Raw genomic sequence first — 24,499 nt, 5'->3', positions numbered from 1 at the left:
TCGCGGTCAGTGCACGCCCTCCATGTGGCGGCTGATCCACGGGGCGATGGCCCACACGACCGCGCCGACCACCATGGTCACCAGACCGGTGATGCCGAAGTAGGCGAGCTCGTGCGAGGGGTCGTAGAACTTCGACAGCACACCCGACATCGAGGTACCGATACCGACGGAGAAGAAGTACAGCGCCATCATCTGCGAGCGGAAGACCCTGGGGGCCAGCTTCGTCGTGACCGACAGTCCGATCGGCGAGAGCATGAGCTCCGAGACCGCGAACGCGCCCAGGATGAAGAACACGATCACGAACGACACCGACTTGCCGTGGCTGCCCGCGAACAGGGTGAACAGCAGGAACGCCGCACCCATGCCGACCACGCCGAGCGCGAACTTGCGCGGGGTGCTCGGGGCGCGCTTGCCCAGCCGGGTCCACATGATGGCGAACAGCGGCGAGAGCGCGATGATCCACACCGGCTCCATCGAACCGATCCAGTTCGAGGGCGCGGTCCAACCGAAGATGGACCAGTTCATGCGCTCATCGGAGTACACCGCGAGCACGGTGAAGATCTGCTGGAACAGCGACCAGAACACCGCGTTGGCGATGAACAGCGGCATGTACGCGCGCACCCGGGTGCGCTCGATCGGGGTGACCTTCTCGCTGGTCAGCATGATCGCGAAGTAGGCGATGGAGGCCGCCACGATCACCACGGTGGTGGCGTCGGGCAGATTCGACAGGGTCACCAGCTTGGTCGCCCACGCGATGGCGACCACCACGAGAATCGCCGCGAACGCCGCCACGACCTTCGGAATCGCGGTGCGCGGCAACGGGTTCGGGACATCGCGGCCGTGCTGGCCGAGGTTGCGGCGGAAGATGACGTACTGGGTCAGACCGATGGCCATACCGATGGCCGCCGCGCCGAAGCCGTAGTGGAAGCCGACGTGATCCTGCAGCAGACCGGTGATCAGCGGACCGGCGAAGGCGCCCAGGTTGATGCCCAGATAGAACAGCGTGAAGCCGCCGTCCGCGCGCGGATCGTCCTTGTCGTAGAGGGTGCCCAGCAGCGAGGAGGCATTGGCCTTCAACCCGCCCGAACCCAGCGCGACCAGCACCAGACCGACGCCGACACCGGTCAGTCCGGGCAGCACGGCCAGCGCGATGTGACCGGCCATGACCACGACGCCGCCGTAGAAGACGGTGCGCTCCGAACCCAGGATCCGGTCCGCGATCCACGCGCCCAGCACGGTCGAGAGGTAGACCAGACCGCCGTACGCGCCGACGATGCCGGTGGCGGTCGCCTTGGACAGGCCGAGCCCGCCGTCGGCGGCCGTGTAGTACAGGTAGTAGCCGAGAATCGTGAGCATGCCGTAGAACGAGAACCGTTCCCACAACTCGACGCCGAACAGATTCGCGATACCGATGGGGTGGCCGAACAAGGTGCGTTCAGTGGCCGGTTTCGCTTGGTGTGCTACTCCTGACATACCGGAGACCTTCCCATATGGGGCAATCTGACAGCAACCTCAGGAGTTAACCTACGTCACAATTGCTCAGGGAAAGCTCAGGTTGAGCGGGATACGGGACAAATGCCCTCAATCCGCGCGACCAGCGGCCTTGTCAGGCAATGGAGAGCGCGATGCCGTCCAGGATGTCATGTTCGCTGACGATCAGTTCGGTGATCCCGGCCCGGCGGGCCAGCTCATCGGCCAGCACTTCGGCAATCACCGCGCCACCGCCGATCACGTCGACCCGACCCGGGTGCATGGGCCCCAGCGCGGCACGTTCGTCGTGATTCATGCCGATCAGCCGATCGCAGACCGCGCGCAGTTCGTCGAGCGGCAGCCGGGTGAGATGCACCTTCTCCGAATCGTATTCGGGCAGATCCAGCGAGACCGCCGCGATGGTGGTCATGGTTCCGGCCACACCCACCCAGGTGTGTGCCCGCTCCACCGGCACCACGCCGAAGGCCTGCGCCAGCCGCTCCGAGGCGAAGAACCGCGCCGAGGCGACCTCCTCGCGGGTGGGCGGGTTGCCGTGCAGGCAGCGTTCGGTGATGCGCACACAACCGATGTCGGCCGAATAGGCGGACTGCACCCCGGAGGCGTCGCCCAGCACCACCTCAGTGGAACCGCCACCCAGATCGACGACCACGAAAGGCCCTGCGGCACTGGACAGTTCACCGACCGCGCCGGCGAACGACAGCCGCGCCTCCTCGTCACCGGTAATGACCTCGGCCTGCGATCCGGCAACCACGCGACCCAGCTCGACACCGGTCATGGTGAAGAAGTCCTCGCGGTTCGACGCGTCCCGCGTCGCCGAGGTGGCAACCATCCGCACCCGCGAAACCCCGTGCTTCAGCATGAGATCCACGTAATCGTGCAACGCCACCCGGGTGCGTTCGATCGCCTCGGGATTCAGCGCCCCGGTGGCATCCACGCCCTGCCCCAACCGCACGATCCGCATCTCCCGATGCACATCGGTCAGCTTCGGCCGACCCGAATCATCGTGCGCGACATCGGCGATCAGCAGGCGAATCGAGTTCGTCCCGCAGTCGACCGCCGCGATCCGCTGGTGCCCCTCGGCCGGGGCGGTGGCCGCCGAACCCTGCGCGAACTCTGCCTTGCTCATCGCTGACCCCTGAATTCCTTTGCTGCTGAACGTATCGGCCGAACGCTCTTACGAGCTCGATTCGGTGCGGTACTGCGAGGACTTGGGCCAGTCTGCCGGAATGGCCGTGCCGCGCAAGCCGTGATCGGCGGCGAGGGCGACGGCCTCGTCACCGAGGAGGTTGAGGCCCGGGCCCTTGGCGAGGGAATGGGCGATCAGAACGTGCAGGCATTTGACGCGGTCGGGCATGCCGCCGCCCGCGAAATCGGTGCCGAGGTCCTCGATGGCATTGCGCTCGGCCAGGTAGCTCTCGTAGGCCGCGCGGTAGGAGGCGGCCAGTTCCCGGTCCCGCGTGAGGCGTTCGGTCATCTCGCGCATCAGGCCCGTGGTCTCCAGGCGGCTCGCCTCGGCGGTCAGGCGCGGGTCCGTCAGGTAGTACAGGGTCGGGAAGGGGGTGCCGTCGGGCAGTTTGGGTGCGGTCTTCACGACCGCGGGCAGGCCGTCCGGGGTGTGGTAGGCAATGGCCAGCACGCCGCGCGGAGTCCGGCCCAGTTGTTCGGCGACGATCGCGAGATCGCGCTCGCTGGGTTCGTTCTCGGCTGCGGTCACCTCGGTTGTCCTTCCATGGTGGGTAGGGGGAGCGGCGGGGGCGGCGGGGCGGGCGGGCCCGGCTGCGGCGACGAAATGCTGTGCCACACCTGGGTGTACCAGGGGTCGGGGGCCTTGGGCTTGGCGGCCTGGGTGGGGATGGCCGGTTGCTCCATGTCCGGAATCTGCACGATGTAGGGCGTATCGCCCGGCATCACCAGGCGCAGCCGGTCCCGGGCCTCGGCCTTGATGTAGTTCGGATCCTGTTGCTGGGCACGGCGATCGCGCAGGTTCGCGACCTCCTCCTCCAGCTGGCGATGCTGGAGAGCCAGCTCCTGGGCGTCGGAGCGCTGGGTGAAGTAGGTGCGCAGCGGCACCGCCAGCGTGAGCGCCAGGCCGCACAGCACCGCGGCCAGCAGGACCGCGCGGCCGGTGGACAGGCCGAGGATCTTGCGTTCGTGCCGTTCGGATTTCGCGGCGGCCGGGCGACGCTTGGCCGCCCGCTGACCCGATCCCGACGCCGACCGCGCCGACTTGGTGGTCTTCTGCTTCGCGGCGGCGGACGGTTTCCCACCGCTCGCCGCGCTCTTGGAGCGAGACGAGCGCGACGGGCGGCGATCCCCTCGTCCCGCAGGACTGGAACCGCGCGCCCGTCGCTCTGTCATCTCACACCTCGAATTTCGGCCGATTGCCCCAACTCTCGGGACTCAGCCTTCGACTATGTCAGCCTTCGAACGCGAAACGCGGGAACGCCACGTCACCGGCGTAGCGAGCCGAGTCACCCAGGGCGTCCTCGATGCGCAGCAGCTGGTTGTACTTGGCGACGCGCTCCGAACGGGCCGGGGCGCCGGTCTTGATCTGACCGGAGCCGACGGCCACGGCCAGGTCGGCGATGGTGGTGTCCTCGGTCTCGCCGGACCGGTGCGACATCATCGTCTTGTAGCCGTTGCGGTGGGCCAGGTCGACCGCGTCCAGGGTCTCGGTCAGGGTGCCGATCTGGTTGACCTTCACCAGGAGTGCGTTGGCCGCGCCCTTGGCGATGCCCTCCTCCAGGCGCTCCGGGTTGGTGACGAACAGGTCGTCGCCGACCAGCTGCACCTTGTCGCCGATCTGGTCGGTCAGCGCGACCCAGCCGTCCCAGTCGTCCTCGGACAGCGGGTCCTCGATCGAGACGATCGGGTAGGCGGTGAGCAGGCCCGCGTAGAACTCGCTCATCTGGGCCGCGGTCTGCAGCTGGCCCTCGAACTTGTAACCCTCACCGGTGGTGTAGAACTCGGTGGCGGCCACGTCCAGCGCCAGGGCGATCTCGCTGCCCAGCTTGAAACCGGCCTTCTCGATCGCCGAGGCGATCAGGTCCAGCGCGGCACGGGTATTGGCGACCGACGGCGCGAAACCGCCCTCGTCGCCCAGACCGGTGGACAGGCCCTGGGCCTTGAGCACCGACTTCAGCGTGTGGTAGACCTCCGCGCCCCAGCGCAGCGACTCCTTGAAGGTCGGCGCGCCGATGGGGGCGATCATGAACTCCTGGACGTCGACGCCGGAGTCGGCGTGCGCGCCACCGTTGAGGATGTTCATCATCGGGACCGGCAGGACGTGGGCGTTCGGGCCGCCGACGTAGCGGAACAGCTCCAGGCCCGAGGACTCGGCGGCGGCGCGGGCCACGGCCAGCGAGACACCCAGCAGGGCGTTCGCGCCCAGACGCGACTTGTCGGGGGTGCCGTCCAGATCCAGCAGGGTCTGATCGACGGTGCGCTGTTCGACGGCGTCGAGACCGATCACGGCCGGGGCGATCTCGTCGAGGACGCCCTCGACGGCCTTCTGCACGCCCTTGCCCTGGTAGCGATCGCCACCGTCACGCAGCTCGACGGCCTCGTGCTCACCGGTGGACGCGCCGGAGGGCACGGCCGCGCGGGTGAGGGTGCCGTCGTCGAGAGCGATCTCGACCTCGACGGTGGGGTTGCCACGCGAATCCAGGATCTCGCGAGCTCCGACCTGTTCGATGATGGCCACGAAACGACACTCCTTCGGCTGCTGACTCGGCAGGTCGCACGGCGAACCCGTGCGCTGACGAGCCTACTGTGCCGGGATCGCGCGGGCGCAGCCCCCCATCGGCGTGGCCGGAAGATATAAACCTGCCCCCGCGCAGGGACCCGGATCGGACCCGACGGCCGGTACTCAGACGCGGCGGCCGACGCTGTAGGCGGCGGCGCGGTAGCGGACCGTGTTCATATAACTGGTCGATTGGTTGTAGGTGAGCAGCGCCTGCTGCCAGCCGGGGGCGCCGGTGAGGTCGCCGCCCATGGCGCACAGGTAGCGGGCCGCGGTGAGCGCGGCGTCGTCGATGCTGTCGGGATCGATCTTGCCGTCGCCATTGGCGTCCACGCCCCAGCGCTGCCAGGTCTCGGGGATGAACTGGAACGGGCCCATGGCGCGCACGTAGATCGGATTCGCCTCGGTCGAACCGGTATCCAGCATTCGCGCCCGGCCCGGCGAACCATCCAGTGGCAGACCGCGAATCGGCGGGGTGACCGTGCCGTCGTCGTTCAGGTGCGAACCGCCGTGCGAACCATGATGGCTCTCCACGCTGGCGATGCCCGCGAGGGTGGTCCAACCGATGCCGCACTCCGGCTTGGAGCGCGCCATCACCGCGGCGGCGTAGCCGTACGCCTCGAGCGCCACCACCGGGATGCCGGTCGTCGCGTGCTGCTCCTCGGCCCAGGCCTGTAGCTGAATCGCGCTGCGCCCCGGCGCATCCAGATCGATGGCGGGGGTCGGCGCGCCGACCGGCGGCGGCATATCGTCGGGCACGGGCGTGAGATGTTCTGCGCCGCAACCCGTCAGCAGCACCAGGGCAGCCGCCGTGGCCACCAGGCCGGCGCGGGTCAACAGGGCCCGGACATCGGCCATTCGGTTTCGCACCCCTCTCATCATCCAGATGGATCGCGGATACGGCGAACACCGTGAACGTGGTTTGCCCGAGTCGCGTGGGTCGATCCGCTCGAGCTAATCTCGCCGCTACCGCCTGATACCCAATAGCTATCGTCTCAACACACCTTTAGGTAAGCCTTGCCAAAATTACGGGGGCCGAATAGGTTCGTTGCGAAGCAAGATCGCCCCGGTCACCACAGAGCCAGGAAGGCCCCCTCCCTTGGTGAAAAGCGTTCTCTCCGAACGTCAGACGCTTCACCCCTCGGACATCGAACGGCGCGACCTGCCGGAATCCGCCACCCGCGCGATTCGCCACCTCGCGGCTGAGATCGCGGTCACAGTCGGACCGAATCCGGAGACGGCCACCACGCTCGCCCACCCGGTCCTGCTGCGCCACATCGACGCCAAGTACGGGCGGCTGCCCGATGCCGTGCACGAGGCCATGCGCCCGCCCGCCACCGATTCGGGCGTCACGGTCATTCGGCCGCTGTCGATCGGCGACGAGGAACTCGGGCTCACCCCGCACGATTGGCGCCAGGCCGCGGCGCAGGCCGGGGATCGCGGACACCGGTCGGCGTCGTTCGAACTCGATATCGCCATGCTGCTGCTGGCCCGCTGTGCCGGTGAGCCTTTCGGCTGGGAGGGACAGCAGGGCGGGCGGCTGGTGAACAACATCGTGCCGACGCCCGGGCACGAGCACGAGCAGTCCGGGGCCAGCAGCACCACCCTGCTCAGCCCGCACACCGAGGACGCCTTCCACCCCGACCGCGCCAATCTGCTCATGCTGGGCTGCCTGCGCAATCCGGACCGGGTCGGGACCACGGTGGCCTCGGTGCGGCGCACCGAACTGTCTGCGGCACAACGGGAAACGCTCGGTCGCGCGCGGCTGCCGATCCTGCCCGACGTCTCCTACGGCACCGGGTTCGCCGACGGCCACGCACCGGCGGTCGCCACCCTGGGCACCGACGACGGCGGCCTGACCCTGCGCTTCGACCCCGCGTACACCCCGCTCGACACCGCCGATCTCGAATTCCAGTCGGCCTACCGGCATTTGGCGGCGGAGCTCGAAAGGGTCTGCATCACCGCCGCTTTGGCCCCCGGAGAAGTCCTGCTGGTGGACAATGACGTTGTGGTGCACGGGCGGGTGCCGTTCACCCCCCGCTACGACGGCACCGACCGCTGGCTCAAGCGGGTGAACATCCGGCTGCCGCAGCGTCGTCGCGAGATCGCCGGGCGAGGCGACGCGGCCGCGGCGGCCGAGGACGGGTACGGCCAGCGTGTGGTGGCACCGTTCCGCACGAGCCGAGGAAGCAACACGTGAATGCCCGACCTACCCCGCTGCGGGTGCTGTCCCGCAGCGACCTAGCCGACGTCCCGATCTCCCCCGCCGAGGTGGTGCGCGCCGTGGAGGACGCGTATCTCGCGCTGGCGGGCGGGGATTCGGACAATCCCCGCAAGCTCAGCGTCGCCCATCCGGACGGCTGGTCGGTGGCCTACGCCATGCTGGGCCGCGACGGCCGCCGTCGGGTGGTGGCCATGAAGACCAGCTACAAATTCGATCCGCATCACGATCGGTCGAACAAGCGGTACTTCACCACCATCTCGCTCTACGACGACGCCACCGGCTCGCCCATCGCCCTGATGGATTGCGCCCGCGTCGGCGCGCTGCGCACGCCCGCGGTGTCTTCGCTACTGGTCAGAGAATGCGCCCGGCCCGGTGCCCGCAGTGTGCTGCTGATCGGGACCGGGACCCAGGGCCGCAATGCGCTACCGCACCTGCTGGCGGCGAATCCGCACCTGAACCGATTGATGGTCTACGGCACCCACCCCGAGGGCCTGGAAGCGGTGTATCAGCAACTGTCGCACCATTATCCGCAGGCCGAGCTCGAAACCGTCGATGATCCGAACGCGGCGGCGCGCGAGGCGGACGTCATTCTCGCCACCGCCGGACCGGGGACCCGCGTCGCCATCGAGGCCAAGGATCTCGCGCCCGGCGCGACCGTCGTCCTCGTCGGCTACGGGCTGGCACCCTCGACCCTGGTCGAGGCCGATCGCGTGATCGCCACCAGCGCCGAGCAAATGGCCCTGACCGGCACCGATATGGCCGGTCCCGACGGCCGATTACGCCGGGTGGACGCCGAGCTACCCCAGATCCTGGACCACCGCGCCGTCGGTCGACACACCGACGACGAGCGGATCTTCGTCTACAACAGCGGCCTGGTGCTCACCGATATCGCCGTCGCGCACGCGCTCGCCAATCGCGCCATCGCCGAGGGCCGGGGCACGGAGGTATCGCTATGGGACTGAGGCACAGGCAATCCGATGGCGAAGGGAGTCCACGCTGACCGACACAGTGCAGCCACTCACCGTGCCGCCCGGCATCTCCGACTACACGGCCACCCCGATGCCCGCGCACCGCGACGACTGGGAACAGCGCCTGCTCGACGACCCGGATCTGTTGCGCGACATCGCCGCTGAGGTCGACGGACCGTTCCATCTCATGTACCCCGCGCGGGTCGTCCGCAATATCAACGCGTTTCAGCAGGTCTTCGCCCGGGTCGGGATCATGGGCGACATCTACTACGGCAAGAAGGCCAACAAGTCACCGAGCGTGGTGCGCGCCTGCGCGAAAACCGGTGTGGGTATTGATGTTTCCAGCTGCGAGGAGTTTCGCGCGGCGCTGCGGGGCGGTATCGGCGGCGCCCAGCTGATGGTCACCGGCCCCGCCAAATCCGATCGGCTGCTGCGGATGTCGGCCACCTACGGCGCGCTCGTGGCCATCGACGATCTCGAGGAACTCGCCCGCCTGACCGAGCTCGGCATCCCGAGCCGGGTGGTGCTGCGGGTGCTGCCGCCGGGCTCGACGAGCCGCTTCGGCATGACCGATGTCGAACTGGCCCTCGCCCTGACCCTCACCGATCCGACCGCGATTCGCGTGGAGGGCTTCAGTTTTCATCTGCGCGGGTACGAGGTCGCGCCGCGCGCCGAACTGGCCGCGCACCTCATCGGCCTGTGCCAGCGGGCCCGCGCCCTGGGCCACGACCACGCCGCCACCATCTCCATCGGCGGCGGCTTCCGCGTCGACTACGTCCCCGCCGAGTCCTGGCACACCTTCCTCGAGGGCGTGAATCCCCGCTGGTTCCACGGCGACCGCGCCCACCGCCGCGAATCCTTCTACCCCTACCACTGCGCCCTGCCCGGTCCGGCCATGCTCGCCGCGGTGCTGGCCCACGACGACCTGGCCCGCCGCCTGCGCACCGCGAGCATTCGCCTGGCCATCGAGCCCGGCCGCGCCCTGCTCGACCGCGCGGGCTGCACGGTCTTCCGGGTCCAGGGCGTCAAGGTCCGCCACGTCCACGTCCCCGAGTCGGCCGATGTCCCCTACGTCATCCTCACCGTCAACGGCACCAGCCTCAGCCTCTCGGAGCAATGGTTCGACTCCGAATACCTCCCCGACCCCGTCCTCTGGCCCGAATACCCCGGCACCCTGACCCCCACCTGCGTAGGCGGCTCCTCCTGCCTCGAGGAAGACATGCTCAGCTGGCGCCGCATCCCCCTCCCCCGCACCGCCACGACGGACGATTTACTCATCTATCCCAATACCGCCGGTTACCAAATGGACTCCAACGAGTCGGAATTTCACGAATTAGGCATACCGCCCAAGATCCTGTTGCGGAAATCGCCGGACGGACGACAATTCCTGTGGACGCGCGAGCCGCGCGACAGCTGAACACTGTTTCCCCACCCACTCAGCGTTCCATCGACCCTCGAGGAGAAACACTCGTGCCGGTTATTGCCAGGCGTGTGTCGGATCTGATCGGACAGACGCCATTGTTCGAGCTGGCCGTCAGCCGAACGACCGGAGCACGGCTATTCCTGAAGCTGGAGACCATGAATCCCACCGGGGCCGCCAAGATCCGCATGGCGCGCTCCATGGTGCTGGACGCCGAACGGCGCGGACTCCTGCGGCCGGGCGGGCACATTATCGAATCCACCTCCGGGAACACCGGTTTGGGACTGGCGGTGGTGGCGCGCGAGCGGGGATACCGGTTCACCGCCGTGGTGGACCATCACGCGTGCACCGCGAAGTTGAACGCCATGCGGGCCATGGGCGCGCGGCTGGAATTCGTGTCCGAGGAGGGCGATGACGGACTCTCGACCTCGGCGCGCGAGGAACGCGCGGCGCAACTGGCCGAGCAGGAGGGTCCGGACGCGTATTTCCCGGCACAGCACGAGAATCTGGCGAATGGTGTCGGCTATTTCTCGCTGGCCGAGGAACTGTTGACGGATCTGTCGAAGGTGGATGTTTTGGTGGGGGCGGTGGGGACCGGGGGGTCGTTGTTCGGGACGGCGGAGGGATTGCGGAGTCAGGGGTGTCGGCCGCGGTTGGTGGGGGTGGAGCCGGAGGGGTCCATCGCGTTCGGGGGGCCCGCGCATGATTATTGGCAGTCGGGGACGGGTACGCCGGAAGGGGCGGTGCCCGGGGTGCACGTCGATCGGGATTTGGGGCTGATCGACGAGCGGGATCGGATCAAGGTCTCGGATGTGGACGCGTTCGCCACGACCCGGGCGCTGGCGGGACGAATCGGGCTGATGATCGGTGGGTCGTCGGGGAGTTCGGTGCACGCGGCGCTCACGCGGCTCGAGGAGTTTCCGGACCATTCGGTGGTGGTGGTGATCATCAACGACGACGGGGAGAAGTATCTCGACACCGTGTTCGACGACGACTGGATGAGTGATCGCGACCTGCTCGACAAGGAGCGGGAGGAGGCGATCGCGCGACTGTTGGCGCGGCATCGGCCGCCGCATCGGCCCGATCCCGGGGAGATCGAGGTGCTGCGGCATCTGCACTACGCGCTGCCCGACACCTTCGCCATCGAGAACGGGCTCACCGGGGCGACGCTCGAGGATTACGCCGATGATCAAGTGCCACAGGCCAAGCTGATCCATCTGCTGCATCTGGTGGACATGCCGCTGCACGAGATCGGCGAGCTGCTGGCGGGCGGCGAGGATCACGTGTACCTCGCGCTGGAGAAGCACCGGCAGCGCCTCGCCGATCAGGCCACACTGGTCGCGCAGGCGCTCGCGGGCATGCGGGCGCGGGAGCACACGCACGCCATTCTCATGCCGGACCTGGGCCCGGTGGCGCACGACATCGGCGGTGCCACCGCGGAAATGGACGGGGCTGCCGCGAAATGATCGGGGCGCAGCCGCAATCCGGTCAGCGGACTCGCCAATCCGATGGGCGGCAGCTGACTTCGCTCGCGACACCCATCGCCCTGACCCAGCTCGCCCAGGTCGCGGTGTCCACCACCAATATCGCGTTGATGGGGACGCTCGGCGTACGGCAGGTGGCCGCGGGCGGGCTGGTGCTGGTGCTGTTCAACCAGATTCGCACCATGTGCGTGGGCCTGATCACCGGGACCGGCAATCAGGTGGCGACCGTGGTGAGCCGGGCCGAGAAGCGCGGGCGGCGCGCCGACGCCGAGGTGCGGGCGGTGGTGCGGTCCAGCTTCCTGATCGCGACGGTGGCCGGAATCCTCGGTGGCGCACTGCTCATCGGACTGGGTTGGGCGCTGCGCTGGCTCGGGCAGGACGCGGCGGTGCTGTCGCAGGCGCGTCCCATGATGGTGGCGCTCGCGCCCGGGTTGGTGCCGTGCCTGTGGTTCCAGGTGCTGCGGCAGTACACCGTCGGCATGCGCCGCCCGCAGGCGCTGCTGCTGGTGACACTGGGGTCGGTGGCCCTGAATCTCGTGCTGGCGCTGGCCTTCATGCACGGCTGGCTGGGGTTGCCCGAACTCGGCCTGACCGGGATCGGGGTGGCCACGTCGCTGGTCTTCCTGCTCACCTTCGGGATGTTCTGGGCGATGGTCCGCCGCGATCCGAAACTCGGTGCGACACTGCCGCTTCGGATGTGGCCGGTGCACGCGGCCACGGTGCGCGAGGAGCTGCGGCTGGGTACGCCGATCGCGCTCACCTACGGGTCCGAGGCGGGCATGTTCTCGGTGCTGGCGCTGGTGATGGGCGGCATCGGGGCCGCCGCGCTGGCCGCCCACAATGTCGTCTATCAGATCGTCTACATCGTGTTCCAGGTGGCGATCGGGCTCTCGCACGGTGCGTCGATCCTGGTGAGCCGGGCGGTGGCGCGCGACGAGTTCGCGCACGCGCGGTCGGTGGCGTGGCTGGCGCTGCGTTGCGCGGGACTGGTCGCGGGGATCACCGGCATCGCGTATGTGGTCGCGCCGGAGTGGGTGCTGCGGCCGTTCCTGGTCGACACCGACGCCGCGACGGTGTCGCTGGCGCACACGCTGCTGTTGATCGCCATCGTGCTGCAGTTCTGCGATGCCGCCCAGAACATAGCGGTCGGATTGTTGCGCGGGGTCAAGGACACCAAGGCCGGATTCCGGCTCTCGCTGGTCGGCTATTGGTTTGTGGGATTGCCCACGGCATTACTGCTTGCATTTCCGGCGCATTTGGGCGCGGCGGGCGTCTGGTGGGGTCTCACGGCGGGGCTCGCCACCACCGCTGTTCTGATGCTGCGTCGCTTCTTCGCGCTTGTGCGTGTGCGTGAACAGGCAGATCCGAGAGTGCTGGCCGGTAGCCTCGGGCATTAGCCCGACACCCAAAACTCACCTTCCCGCAAGCATGTCGTCATTGACCGCGGGCAACCTGAAAGAAACGGCTTTCGCTATTCTGGCGACGATATCGGCAAGCGCTATCGACAGAACGGCAAGCCAGGGCGCACCAGAACAACGCCGGGGAGGATGTCCGTGTACATCTCGCGAGTCGCCGAGTATCCGAAGCCTGACCATGTGCTCTTCCACTTCAGCGACACCCACCTGATCGCCGCCGACACCGGGCTCTACGGCGCGGTCGACGCCGAGGCGCGGCTGGCCACCCTGCTCGGGCAGGCCGAGGCCAGCGCGATCGCGCCGACCGCCATCGTCTTCACCGGCGACCTCACCGACCGGGGCGAGCCGGACGCGTACCGCAAGCTGCGCGATCTCGTGGAGCCGTGGGCCGAGCGCATCGGCGCGCCCGTGGTGTGGGTGGCGGGCAACCACGACGAGCGCGGCACCCTGCGCGAGCACCTACTCGACGAGAAGCCCTCGGGCGCACCGTTCGACGCCGTGCACATGTTCGACGGCCTACGCATCGTCGCCCTCGACACCACGGTTCCCGGCCACCACTGGGGCGAGATCACCGACGCCCAATTGGATTGGCTCCGCGAGGTTCTCGCCGAACCCGCCCCGTTCGGCACGGTGCTCGCCATGCACCACCCGCCCATCCCCTGCGTGCAGGACCTGGCCGTCCTGGTCGAGCTCCGCGAGCAGCGCCGGCTGGCGAATGTGCTGGACGGTACCGACGTCCGCGCGATTCTCGCGGGCCACCTGCATCTTTCGAGCACCGCCACCTTCGCCGGCATCCCGGTCTCGGTGGCCTCGGCCACCTGCTACAGCCAGGACATGGCCGCCGCCGAGGGCGGTCAGCGCGGCCGCGACGGCGCGCAGGCCTTCAACTACGTGCACATCTACCCCGACACCATCGTGCACTCGGTGGTCCCCATCGGGACCGGGCCCACCGTGGGCAACCCGTCCGACCCCGAGCAGGCCGCGAACAAACTCGCCGACGCCGGCATCGTGATCCCCCCGGCGGGCCGCATCCCACACGTCCTCCGCCGCCGGACCGAAGCCCCCGAATCCGACGGCGAGACAGTCCTCTAGCCACGAGTACTGCACCGGGAGCCGCCCCCGCTTCCGCCGCCTCAGAAATCGATCATGGTTCACCCGCTGACGGACGGCCGATCGCGCCTGTGACGGAGCCGAACATCCAGGGCTCCGTTCCTCGTCATTCTCACCCGCAGGGTCGGTCTTTGGAGAGGAAGCGTTAGGAGCGAGCGCCTCGTTCGTAGGGGTTTTCGAGGACGGCGGGGGTGCTCGCTACCTCCAGCACGTCTGCCGGATAGTTCGGTCCCGCAGTGTAGAAGCGAGCACGGGTTCGACCTACCGATTCGAGCACACCGAGTGAGACCAGATCCCGCAGATCACGCTGCGCCTGCTGCAGACTCAGCCCTTCGGCCTGCTCGTAGCGCATTCGCCGCACGCGCCCGGACATCGCGACATCGTGCAGCGCGCTGACGGCCCTCTCATCCAGATGAATGCCCGCCACGTACTCGTCGAGCATCGCCCAGACCGTGCCGGAACGCGCCCACCGAGCGTGGACTGTCTGGGCTTGCTGGTGATATGCGGTCAAATTGAATCGAATCCATTCGGATACGTCCCGATCCGGTTGATAGGTGCTGCCCTTCCGGTTGAGCACCTGGTAATACTCCCAGGTATTGCCTGGCCTACCGAGCCATGCCTCGATGGACGAAAACTCGGGTGCGAGAACGCCTTCGCGAGCGATCATCAGCGTTTGTAGCGATCGGGACATGCGACCGTTGCCGTCTGCCCAGGGGTGGATGCACACCAGGTGCAGGTGAGCCATCGCCGCGCGTACCAGCGGATGGGCTTCGTCATCGGCGTTGAGCCACTCCACCAGTTCGCTCATAAGGGCTGGCACCAAGTCGGCGTCCGGCGCGGTATATGCGGCGATGCTCGAATCGCGGGCGTCGGTCACATACACCGGTCCGTGTCGCCACTGTCCAGCGGGCCGACGCTGAGTGTGCTTGTGCCCCTGCAACATCCAGTGCAATGCATTGAGAAAGCCCTTGCTGTAGCGGAAATCGCTCACATCGTGCAGCGACTGGATGTACGTCATCATTCGTTCGTAGGCGAGGGTCTCGGCCTTGTTCTCGTCGGAGACTTCGACATCGCGTTCACCCGCCATGAGATCCACGACGTCGATCGTTGAGACCTTGAAGCCTTCGATCGAGTTGGAGGCCGCGACCGCGTCCGCTGTCAGGAACTTCCGTAGGCCGCCTGCCCACTTACCAGGCATCATCTGAATCTCATGCCGCAGTTCGTCGCGCATCCGATCGACGTCGGCTAAGACGCGACGATCGGCAACGGTAAGAGTAGGCGTCGAGAACAGCATAGTCGCGATGATACTTTGACGTAATTATTGCGTCAAAGACGGGTGATCAGCGTGGCTGTTCTTCCGTGAGATAGCGCTCGACTGCTTCTACCTTGGTTTTCATTCCTTCGGTAACGCCGGGGCGGATGTCAGCCTTGAGGACTAGGGAGCAGCGCGGGGAGACGGCGAGGATGGCGTCGGTGGCCTGTTTGACGACGGCCATGACCTCGTCCCATTCGCCCTCGATCGTGGTGAACATGGCGTTGGTCTCATTGGGCAGGCCGCTGGCGCGGACGACGCGGACCGCTTCGGCGACGGCGCGACCCACGTCCGCGCCGACGCCGAGGGGGGAGACCGAGAAGGCGACTATCAAACGTTCACACCGTAATCGCGGGCGATACCGGCCAGGCCGGAGGCGTAGCCCTGGCCGATGGCGCGGAACTTCCATTCCGGACCGTGGCGGTAGAGCTCGCCGAAGACCATGGCGGTTTCGGTGGAGGCGTCCTCGGTGAGGTCGAAGCGGGCCAGCTCCGAACCGGTGACCGCGTCGATCACGCGAATGTAGGCATTGCGGACCTGACCGAAGGACTGGCGGCGAATGTCGGCCTCGTGGATGGAGACCGGGAAGAAGATATTGGTGATGGTCGGCGGCATGGCGGCGAGATCGACATTGATGACCTCGTCGTCGCCGTCGCCCGCGCCGGTCAGATTGTCACCGGTGTGCTCGATGGTGCCCTCGGGCGAGCGCAGGTTGTTGTAGAAGATGAAGTGCGCGTCCGAGAGCACGCGCTGGTTGGATCCGCAGGCCAGGGCACTGGCGTCGAGGTCGTAATCGGCGCCGGTGGTGGTGCGCACATCCCAGCCCAGCGCCACCGCGACCTTGGTGAGGTTCGGGGCCTGTTTGGACAGCGAGACATTTCCGCCCTTGGCCAAGCTGACAGACACGCGATCTCCTTCGATACTCAGTTCCGGTCGGCCGCCATGGCTTTGAGCGTCGCGACCCGTTTCTCCAGATAGCGTAGTTCGGTGTCGTCGAGGACGGTGCGCTGAATTCCGGTGGCCACCGCGAAGGCGGACTGGCGGTGATCGTCGATCACCTCGACGGTCAATTCCACCGCCGCGTAATCGTCCGCGCCCGGCATGGGATCGGCGAGCACGGCCGCTTTTCCGCGGGCGCACAGCGCCACATTGCCGCCGCCCAGAATCAGCAGCGCCACCTCCGGCCGCTCCCGCAACCGCGCCAGCGACCCGCGATCGGACTTGAGGCTGAGCAGGATTCGGCGGTCCCCGGCGCGCACCGGCCACGAGACCGGAATGGCGTGCGGTGCCGGGTCGGTGGTCACCAGGACCGCGATGGTGTCGAGCGGCCAATCGGGCAGGACATCCAATTCGGGGTGATCCTGGTGGTTCCCTGTCGAGGGCTCCTGACGTTCCCGCGCGTCGGCTACCATCCGCGTCCCCTCACCATCGGCTCGCGCACAGCGGGCTGGACTGTGCTGCCGCAAGTGTATGCCGTTGCCGCACTGGCCCGCTGGCACGAGAATGGTGGACCCGAGATGGCCGCCGTGTCCGGTTTGTCGGTTACGAACGTGAAAACATACTCGGACCTGCGGGGAAACAGATTGACGAGAAGCGATAACGGTTGCATCATTCGTTACAGTCCCTCGTCCAACCGAGGTCATGCGAGTAACCGGCCGATGACCGTCCGGTGAAGCTCGTCCGCCCACGCTGCTCCCTTCCGAGCGCGGCGGCGTCGACGAACGCAAAGGTTTTTCAACCGGATTCACGGCAGACGCCGACACGGACGACATCCGGGTCGGCGGCGATGCCGTGGGGCCGCGAGACGAACCGACCCGGGCTGCGAGGCGACCGAGCGTGAGGTGAAGTGCGAACAGAGAGCGGAGACGGTGATGGTGGATGAGCTGGTGGGTCGGGCGACCGTGGCGAATCTCGGGGTATCCCAGGCGGTGATCGAGGATCTGCGCTATCTGCGCGGTGAACTGACCATCGCCGAGGTGCCGTACCTGCTGATCCGCGACGCCGCCCATCGGCTGATATTGGCGGTGGACAGTAACCATCGGGGTGCGTTGAGACGGGTGCTGGGGGCCGCGGTGGTCGCCGGATTCTCCTGCAATGAGAAGCAGCACAATGTGTTCCGGCTCGGCCGGGACCTGGATCCGGCGCATCACGTCGAGGTCGAGCTGTGGGAGTACCACGGCGACACCGTCGAATGCCCGCGTCCGAATGCCTTGACCCGCATGGTCTTCGACGTCGCGGACGTGGAATACACCACGGTGCTGCTCTACGACGCCAGCTGGCCCACCCTGGCGGGCATGTTCACCCCGAACCCGACCGATGTCGGCTTCGACATCGATCTGGTGTTCTCCTGGGTGGACGGCTCCGATCCCGAATTCCGGGCGCGCCGTGCGGGAATGATGGCGCAGGTGGTGGTCGGCGAGGGCGACGAGGCCGACGCCCGCATTCGCCAGATCGACGAGCTGCGCTACGCCCTGCGCTCGGTGCACAAGAACGCGCCGTGGATTCGGCGCATATTCATCTGCACCGATTCCCGGGTGCCGGACTGGCTGGGCGACGATCCGAAGGTCACCATTGTCCGCGCGGTGGACCATTTCTCGGACATCAGCGGGCTGCCGGTGTTCAATTCCCATGCGGTGGAATGCCAATTGCAGCACATCGAGGGATTGTCGGAGCATTTCCTGTACTCCAATGACGACATGTTCTTCGCGCGGCCGGTGCGTCCGTCCATGTTCTTCACGCCCGCGGGGATCAGCCGTTTCATCGAGGCGGGGACACGTATCGGTCCGGGGGCGAACAATGAGCGCCGCAGCGGTTTCGAGAACGCGGCGCGGGTCAATCGCGCGCTGCTGGCGAAGCGGTTCGGGCATGTCATCACCCGGCATCTGGAACACACCCCGGTGCCGTTGCGCCGCAGTGTCCTGCTGGAGATGGAGCAGGTCTTCGCGGAGGATTTCGCCCGCACCCGCGCCAGCCGTTTCCGCTCCGCCACCGATATCTCGGTGACGAATTCGCTCTACCACTACTACGCCCTGCTCACCGGTCGTGCGGTACCGCAGGAAGCGGCGAAGATGCGCTACGTGGACACCACCATGTACACCGGTCTGGCCCTGCTCGACGGTCTGGCCAAGCGCCGCAATGTCGACTTCTTCTGCCTCAACGACGGTAGTTTCCCGGAGGTCCCGGAGGCCGAACGGGTGCGTGCCGTCTCGGAGTTCCTGGAAACCTATTTCCCCGAACCCGCTCCGTGGGAGAAGCCGGACGCCACCGCGGCGACCATGACGGCCTTCGAATCCGGCGCGGCCTGAGGTGGAACAGCGGCGGTGACGAGGACCAATAGTCCGCTGTTGGAATCTGATTGGTGGCCCCGCCGAACCTTGGTGCCATGCAGAAGAAATTCCTCGCCGCCGCCATCCTCGCCGCCGCTTCCACCGTCACCATCCTCGGCTCCGGCTCTGCCTCGGCCGACGAGGTGCACCAGATCTACTTCGCCTACGGCACCGACCACGGGTACGTGAACGGCCACATCCAGGGCTTCGGTCACGACACCTACCAGGTCGACGCCCGCGGTGGCCAGGTCATGATCGTGGAGGCCAGCCCGAACTGGTCCGACGCCGTCGTCACCATCACCGGCCCCACCGGGACCCTGTCCTGGGAGCGCCAGTGGAACCGGGTCGTGCTGCCGGTCAACGGTTCCTATCAGTTGAAGGTGACCTCGCCCAGCCACGCCACCATCGACTACGGCATGAGCGTCCAGATCGACTGATCAACGTCCCCATCGCCCGCACAACCGGTTCAGGCCCAGCCTGAACCGGTTTCGACGTTTTCACAGCATGCGACGCCGACACCGCGGGCCGAGTCGGTCACGAGATGCGTTGGCGGAGCCAGGTGGGGATTTCGTCGCCCGCGCGGGGGTAGGTGGCGAGTTCGCGGCGGCATTCGGCGGGGTCGGGGAGGGGGAGCCAGTCGGGGATCTCCTTGAAGGAGAGGGTGAATTGGGCCTTGGTGGAGGCGGATTGGAGCATGACCTGGCCGGAGAGCCAGGTGCCGGTCATCTGGTCGTAGCAGACCTCTTTGAGGCGGTTGAGGAGCATGAGGATCTCCTCGGAGGGCTGCAGGTCGTCCGGGTCGGAATCGGCGAGGTCGAGCTGAATTCCGGCGTGGCCGTCGTCGCCGACCAGGCAGAACCAGAGCACGGCCAGGTTCCAGTTGTCGGGCAGCGCCTCGGTGAGGGCGCTCACCAGGGCGCTTTCGACCATGTCGCGGTCGGGGGAATGCGAGGCGGCGGGCGGTTCGGACGATTCGTCCTCGCGGGCACGGACCACGAGGTCCGGATGGTGTTCGCGCATGACCTCGACGACGGCGGCGACCGGGACGGGCAGGCGTTCGGGGACGATGAACAGCGGGCGGTCCACGTTCTTGCGGGCGGTGACATCGCCGAGAGCGTGGACGCGGTCACGGAATTCGACCGGATCGCGCAGCACCACCTCGGCGAACCGCTCGGCGCGACCGCCCTTGCGCAGGCGGCCGATGCCCAGACGTAGGCGTTCCACCTCCGCCCATCCCACGTGCGGGTAGCCGCGATAGGTGAAGCCCTGATCGCTGATCACCAGCGTGGGCTGCGGGCGCAGCAGGTCCTCGAGCATGGCGTACACCCCGAAACCGAACAACGCCATGGCCACACCGCCGAGCACCCGCATGAAAACGTGCTCATCACCGTCGAACACCACGAAACCGGGCAGCGCGGTCATCACCAGGAAGAAGACCAGCGCGCCGACCGCACCCGCTTTCGGCGGGTAGTACTCGGTGATCGATTCGCGCCCCGAAGCATGCACCCCTCAGACGCTAGCCGAAACGAGCCGAAGGCAACACCGCCGTTATCGTTCGGCATCGCTTCCGCTATGCCGGTTTCGACCGAAGCGGGGGATTTCGGTCAGGCGGGCGGCCAGAATTCGCGCCAGTCCCCCGCCGTCAGCGCCCGCCGCGCACCGCGCGCGGTTTCGGCGGCGTCCTCGGCGGCGCGGATGCGACCGGCGAAGACGAGAGTGGCCTTGCGCAAGCGTTCTTCGGCGCTGTCCGGGCCACCGAGTTCGACGAATCGCAGCTCGTCCGGAATCAAATCCTCCGGTAAACCGGCCTTGATACCTCGCGAGCGAACCTTCTCCGCGAGGGCCAGCGCGGGCTGGGCCATGGCAATGCCGTCCAGGCAGGAGCGCCGCGCCTTCTCGGCGGATTTCCGCTCCTCCCAAGCCTTTTCCTGCGCCGCGATCTTGTCGGCCACATCGGCGTCGCGATCGATCCCGGCGTCGAGCAGATGCGGGCTGCGGTGCACCAGCTTGGCGACCAGCGCCGCCGCCACCTCCGCGACCGTGAATTCCCCTGCCGCCTCGGCGATCCGGGAGTGGAACAGCACCTGCAGCAGCAGATCCCCCAGCTCTTCCTTGATCGTCTCGGCGTCCTGCTCCTGAATCGCGTCGAGCAGCTCATAGGTCTCCTCGAGCAGGTACGGCCGCAGCGAATCATGCGTCTGGGTGACCTCCCAGCCGCCGAAATTCCACAGCCGATCCATCACATCGACCGCCTCGCCCAGCGCCTGGGTCATCGCGGCGATATCACCGGCCTCGCCACCCGACGTCCACATCTGCTCGCCGGGAGGGCGGGGTGAGTCGGCGGCGTCACGGGGGGAATTGCCCACCGGGCGGTCGGAACTCATCGCGGGGCGAGTACCTCCGGGGCGACCTTCACATCGACTGCGCCGGGGGCCTTTCCATCGAGGGCCAGCAGCAGGTCCGCGACGAATTGGAGGACCTGCACATCGCGGACTCGGGCCGCGCCGACGCTGTCCTCGACGCGCGGGAGCGGGAGTTGCACGATGCCGGTGGCGGCTCGGTAGGTGGCGTTCGGGTAGAGGCGCTTCAGGCGCAGCTGCTTGGAATCGGGCAGTTGCAGGGGCGAGACCTTCAATGTGGTTCCGGTGACGCCGATTTCGGCGATGCCGTACTCGCGGGCGAGCAGGCGCAGCTTGGCCACCGAGACCAGGCGGCCGACCTCGACCGGCAGCGGGCCGTAGCGGTCCACGAGTTCCTCGACCACCGCCGAGAGGGCCGAATCGTCCTGGGCGGCGGCCAGTTTGCGGTAGGCCTCCAGGCGTAGGCGGTCGGAGGCGATGTAGTCGGGCGGGATGTGGGCGTCGACCGGGAGATCGATGCGGACCTCCTTGACCTCCTCGTCCACCGTGATCGGGCGGCCGTCGGCGGCGGCGCGATAGGCCTCCACCGCCTCGCCGACCAGACGCACGTAGAGGTCGAAGCCGACACCCGCGACGTGACCGGACTGCTCGGCGCCGAGCACATTGCCCGCGCCGCGAATCTCGAGGTCCTTCATGGCCACCGCCATACCGGCACCCAGATCCGAGTTCTGGGAAATGGTGGCCAGGCGGTCGTAGGCGGTCTCGGTGAGCGGCTTCTCCGGCGGATACAGGAAGTAGGCGTACCCGCGCTCCCGGGACCGGCCGACGCGGCCGCGCAACTGGTGCAGCTGCGAAAGGCCCAGGGCGTCGGCGCGTTCCACGATCAGGGTATTGGCATTGGAGATGTCCAGGCCGGTCTCGATGATGGTGGTGCACACCAGCACATCGAATTCGCGCTCCCAGAAGCCCTGCACGGTCTTCTCGAGCATGTCCTCGTTCATCTGCCCGTGCGCCACCACCACGCGTGCCTCCGGCACGAGGTCGCGAATCCGCTTGGCCGCCTTGTCGATCGAGGCCACCCGGTTGTGCACGTAGAACACCTGGCCGTCGCGCAGCAGCTCACGCCGCACGGCCGCGGCCACCTGCTTGTCGTTGTACGCGCCCACGTAGGTGAGCACCGGATGCCGTTCCTCGGGCGGGGTGAGGATGGTCGACATCTCGCGAATGCCCGCCAGCGACATCTCCAGGGTGCGCGGAATCGGCGTGGCGGACATGGTCAAGACGTCCACGTGCGTGCGCAGCGCCTTGATGTGCTCCTTGTGCTCGACGCCGAAGCGCTGCTCCTCGTCGATGATGACCAGCCCCAGGTCCTTCCACCGCACGCCGGTCTGCAGCAGGCGGTGGGTGCCGACCACGATGTCGACGTCCTTGGACGCCATGCCCTCGAGGATTTCCCGCGATTCGGCCGGATCGGTGAAGCGCGACAGACCCTTCACCACCACCGGGAATCCGGCCATGCGCTCGGTGAAGGTCTGCAGATGCTGTTGCGCCAGCAGGGTTGTCGGCACCAGCACCGCCACCTGCTTGCCGTCCTGCACGGCCTTGAACGCCGCGCGCACCGCGATCTCGGTCTTGCCGTAGCCGACGTCGCCGCAGATGACGCGGTCCATCGGGACCGCCTTCTCCATATCGGCCTTCACCTCGGCGATGGCCGAGAGCTGGTCGATGGTCTCGGTGAAGGCGAAGGCGTCCTCCATCTCCTGCTGCCACGGGGTGTCCGGGGCGAAGGCGTGGCCGGGGGCGGCCTGCCGGGCGGCGTAGAGCTGCACCAGCTCGGTGGCGATCTCGCGAACCGCCTTGCGCGCCTTGCGTTTCGTATTGGCCCAGTCCGAACCGCCGAGCTTGGACAGCGACGGCATCTCGCCGCCCACGTAGCGCGAGAGCTGATCCAGCGAATCCATGGGCACGAACAGGCGATCTCCCGGCTGGCCGCGCTTGCCGGGCGCGTACTCGATGACCAGGTACTCCCGCCGCGCACCGGCGATGGTCCGCTCGATCATCTCCACGAAGCGACCGATGCCGTGCTGATCGTGCACCACCATGTCGCCCGCGGTGAGCGCCAGCGGATCGACCTGGTTGCGCCGCTTGGCGGGCAGCTTCTTACCCTCGCCGGGCGCGGTGACCCGGTTGCCGGTGAGATCGGATTCCGCGATCACCACCAGCTTGGACTCGTCGAAGACGATGCCGTCGTGCAGCGAACCGCACAGCACGCCGACCAGCCCGCGCACCGGCTCGGCACCGGGCTCCAGGGCGGCCGCGGGCACCTCGGCATCGGCCAGGCGTTCCAGAATGCGTTGCGCCGTACCGTGTCCGGCCACCACGATGACCGCGCGCCCGCCGGTCGACACGTGCGCGCGCAGCGAGGCGAAGATGGTGGCGACCAGTTCCTCGGAGCCGCGCGCGGAGGCGGCGGCGACCACCGGCAGCACGATCTCGTTCGGATCGTCGGCGGCCAGCGGGCTCAGCGTCCACCACGGCAGCCCGCGCCGCTCGGCATCGGCGTGCACGACATCCAGCCCGCGATATCCGGAGGCGGCCAGATCCAGTCCGTGCGCGCCCAGCGGCGCGGCGCCGCCGAAGGAGGCCGCCGTCCACGACGCCTCCAGGAACTCCTGACCGGTGCGCACCAGATCGGCTGCGCGGGTGCGCACCTTCTCCGGATCACACAGCAGCACATGGGTTTCCGCGGGCAGCACATCCACCAGCAGCTGCAGCTCGCCGGGCTGGAGCACCGGCAGCAGCGCCTCCATGCCCTCGACGGGGATGCCCTCGGCGATCTTCTCCAGCATTTCCACCAGCGCGGCGTCGGCCGGATTCTCCGCGGCCACCCGGGCCGCGCGTTCGCGAAGTTCGGTGGTGAGCAACAGTTCTCGGCACGGCGGCGCGACCACCAGCTCGACCGGCACCTCGTGGATGGAGCGCTGATCCTGCACCGAGAAGGCGCGCAGCTCGGAGACCTCGTCACCCCAGAACTCCACGCGCACCGGATGATCCGCCGTCGGCGGGAACACGTCCAGAATGCCGCCGCGCACCGCGAACTCGCCGCGCTTGCCGACCATGTCGACCCGCTCGTAGGCGAATTCCACCAGCCGCGTGAGCAATTCGTCGAAATCGAACTCCGCGCCCTTGTGCAGCACGATGGGCTCGATCTCCCCCAGCCCCGCCGCCATCGGCTGCATGAGCGAGCGCACCGTGGTCACCACCACGCGCAGCGGCCCCGCGAAGCCCGGATCCTCCGGATGCGCCAACCGCCGCAGCACCTGCAACCGGCGACCCACCGTGTCCGCGCCCGGCGAGAGCCGCTCGTGCGGCAGCGTCTCCCAGGACGGGAACACCGCGACGCTGTCCCCCAGCATCTCCGTGAGTTCGACGGTCAGATCATCGGCCTCGCGCCCAGTCGCCGTCACCACCAGCAGCGGCCGCTGCTCGGCAATGGTCGAGGCCACGAACGGCCGCACCGCCGAGGGCGCGATCAGCATGGCCGAGTCCCGCCCGATCAGACTCCTGACCTGCTCCAGAGCCGCGTCGGCACCGGCCACCGCAGCCAGGCCCGCCAAAGGTGGACGTTGGGTGGACATGGGGCAGAC

The 24,499-nt window shown here is 67.6% G+C and carries 20 protein-coding genes and 1 pseudogene; 8 read left to right on the top strand and 13 right to left on the bottom strand.

Features of this window, described 5'->3' with window-relative positions; all coding sequences use genetic code 11:
- Nucleotides 1-6 precede the first annotated feature (6 nt).
- The 6 genes from VMT65_RS02630 to VMT65_RS02605 all read right to left on the bottom strand — a co-directional run bounded on the left by VMT65_RS02630 (nt 7) and on the right by VMT65_RS02605 (nt 6,091).
- Nucleotides 7-1,473, bottom strand: coding sequence for a peptide MFS transporter (locus VMT65_RS02630; RefSeq protein WP_326306287.1), 1,467 nt, complete (start codon nt 1,471-1,473; stop codon nt 7-9).
- Nucleotides 1,474-1,606: 133 nt separating this feature from the next.
- Complete coding sequence (locus VMT65_RS02625; RefSeq protein ID WP_326306286.1) at nt 1,607-2,617, bottom strand: Ppx/GppA phosphatase family protein; 1,011 nt, start codon at nt 2,615-2,617, stop codon at nt 1,607-1,609.
- Nucleotides 2,618-2,665: 48 nt separating this feature from the next.
- A complete protein-coding gene (locus VMT65_RS02620; protein WP_326306285.1) occupies nt 2,666-3,205 on the bottom strand; it encodes a DUF501 domain-containing protein in 540 nt (179 codons plus the stop codon).
- On the bottom strand, nt 3,202-3,849 hold the full coding sequence (locus VMT65_RS02615) for an FtsB family cell division protein (RefSeq protein WP_326306284.1): 648 nt from the start codon (nt 3,847-3,849) through the stop codon (nt 3,202-3,204). Before VMT65_RS02615 ends, VMT65_RS02620 begins: the two co-directional genes overlap by 4 nt.
- 58 nt (nt 3,850-3,907) lie before the next feature.
- The gene (eno, locus tag VMT65_RS02610; protein WP_326306283.1) at nt 3,908-5,194 is read right to left on the bottom strand and encodes a phosphopyruvate hydratase; all 1,287 of its coding nucleotides are present in this window, start codon (nt 5,192-5,194) and stop codon (nt 3,908-3,910) included.
- A gap of 165 nt (nt 5,195-5,359) precedes the next feature.
- On the bottom strand, nt 5,360-6,091 hold the full coding sequence (locus VMT65_RS02605; protein WP_326306282.1) for a lytic transglycosylase domain-containing protein: 732 nt from the start codon (nt 6,089-6,091) through the stop codon (nt 5,360-5,362).
- Between the two features lie 244 nt (nt 6,092-6,335).
- On the opposite strand from VMT65_RS02605, the gene VMT65_RS02600 reads away from it, so the two are divergent.
- The 6 genes and pseudogenes from VMT65_RS02600 (at nt 6,336) to VMT65_RS02575 (ending at nt 13,836) form a co-directional block, all read left to right on the top strand.
- Entirely contained in the window at nt 6,336-7,433 is a 1,098-nt protein-coding gene (locus VMT65_RS02600; protein WP_326306281.1) for a TauD/TfdA family dioxygenase, read from the top strand.
- A 23-nt stretch (nt 7,434-7,456) separates the two neighbouring features.
- Entirely contained in the window at nt 7,457-8,419 is a 963-nt protein-coding gene (locus tag VMT65_RS02595; RefSeq protein ID WP_326307419.1) for an ornithine cyclodeaminase family protein, read from the top strand.
- A gap of 46 nt (nt 8,420-8,465) precedes the next feature.
- Nucleotides 8,466-9,842, top strand: a complete 1,377-nt coding sequence (locus VMT65_RS02590) for a Y4yA family PLP-dependent enzyme (protein ID WP_326306280.1) — start codon at nt 8,466-8,468, stop codon at nt 9,840-9,842.
- Between the two features lie 53 nt (nt 9,843-9,895).
- Nucleotides 9,896-10,933 (top strand): annotated as a pseudogene (locus VMT65_RS02585) (PLP-dependent cysteine synthase family protein); the annotation flags it as partial.
- Between the two features lie 374 nt (nt 10,934-11,307).
- A complete protein-coding gene (locus VMT65_RS02580) occupies nt 11,308-12,726 on the top strand; it encodes an MATE family efflux transporter (protein ID WP_326306278.1) in 1,419 nt (472 codons plus the stop codon).
- A 156-nt stretch (nt 12,727-12,882) separates the two neighbouring features.
- Complete coding sequence (locus VMT65_RS02575; RefSeq protein ID WP_326306277.1) at nt 12,883-13,836, top strand: phosphodiesterase; 954 nt, start codon at nt 12,883-12,885, stop codon at nt 13,834-13,836.
- Between the two features lie 163 nt (nt 13,837-13,999).
- Here the strand turns inward: VMT65_RS02575 and VMT65_RS02570 are convergent, their stop codons facing one another.
- The 4 genes from VMT65_RS02570 to VMT65_RS02555 are packed head-to-tail and all read right to left on the bottom strand — an operon-like array spanning nt 14,000 to nt 16,578.
- Nucleotides 14,000-15,148, bottom strand: coding sequence for a Fic family protein (locus tag VMT65_RS02570; RefSeq protein ID WP_326306276.1), 1,149 nt, complete (start codon nt 15,146-15,148; stop codon nt 14,000-14,002).
- Nucleotides 15,149-15,194: 46 nt separating this feature from the next.
- On the bottom strand, nt 15,195-15,500 hold the full coding sequence (locus tag VMT65_RS02565; RefSeq protein ID WP_326306275.1) for an MTH1187 family thiamine-binding protein: 306 nt from the start codon (nt 15,498-15,500) through the stop codon (nt 15,195-15,197).
- Nucleotides 15,497-16,072 (bottom strand): TerD family protein, encoded by a 576-nt coding sequence (locus VMT65_RS02560; protein WP_326306274.1) that lies wholly within the window; start codon nt 16,070-16,072, stop codon nt 15,497-15,499. Before VMT65_RS02560 ends, VMT65_RS02565 begins: the two co-directional genes overlap by 4 nt.
- 17 nt (nt 16,073-16,089) lie before the next feature.
- A complete protein-coding gene (locus tag VMT65_RS02555; protein ID WP_326306273.1) occupies nt 16,090-16,578 on the bottom strand; it encodes a hypothetical protein in 489 nt (162 codons plus the stop codon).
- A gap of 459 nt (nt 16,579-17,037) precedes the next feature.
- Here VMT65_RS02555 and VMT65_RS02550 point away from each other — a divergent pair, with 459 nt between their 5' ends.
- Both VMT65_RS02550 and VMT65_RS02545 read left to right on the top strand, forming a co-directional pair.
- The gene (locus tag VMT65_RS02550; protein WP_442790160.1) at nt 17,038-18,471 is read left to right on the top strand and encodes a stealth family protein; all 1,434 of its coding nucleotides are present in this window, start codon (nt 17,038-17,040) and stop codon (nt 18,469-18,471) included.
- 77 nt (nt 18,472-18,548) lie between these two features.
- Nucleotides 18,549-18,929 carry a hypothetical protein gene (locus VMT65_RS02545; protein WP_326306272.1) on the top strand — a complete coding sequence of 127 codons (381 nt, stop codon included), beginning with the start codon at nt 18,549-18,551 and terminating at the stop codon, nt 18,927-18,929.
- A 97-nt stretch (nt 18,930-19,026) separates the two neighbouring features.
- Here the strand turns inward: VMT65_RS02545 and VMT65_RS02540 are convergent, their stop codons facing one another.
- From VMT65_RS02540 to mfd, 3 genes are all read right to left on the bottom strand, one after another.
- Nucleotides 19,027-19,998, bottom strand: a complete 972-nt coding sequence (locus VMT65_RS02540; RefSeq protein ID WP_326306271.1) for a hypothetical protein — start codon at nt 19,996-19,998, stop codon at nt 19,027-19,029.
- A 98-nt stretch (nt 19,999-20,096) separates the two neighbouring features.
- A complete protein-coding gene (locus VMT65_RS02535; RefSeq protein WP_326307417.1) occupies nt 20,097-20,804 on the bottom strand; it encodes a MazG family protein in 708 nt (235 codons plus the stop codon).
- Nucleotides 20,805-20,872: 68 nt separating this feature from the next.
- Nucleotides 20,873-24,490, bottom strand: a complete 3,618-nt coding sequence (gene mfd / locus VMT65_RS02530; protein WP_326306270.1) for a transcription-repair coupling factor — start codon at nt 24,488-24,490, stop codon at nt 20,873-20,875.
- Nucleotides 24,491-24,499 lie beyond the last annotated feature (9 nt).

The sequence above is a fragment of the Nocardia sp. CDC153 genome (assembly GCF_035818515.1).
GTDB lineage: Bacteria > Actinomycetota > Actinomycetes > Mycobacteriales > Mycobacteriaceae > Nocardia.
Note: the sequence above shows the minus strand (reverse complement) of the source record. Positions and strands in the feature narration are given on the sequence as shown.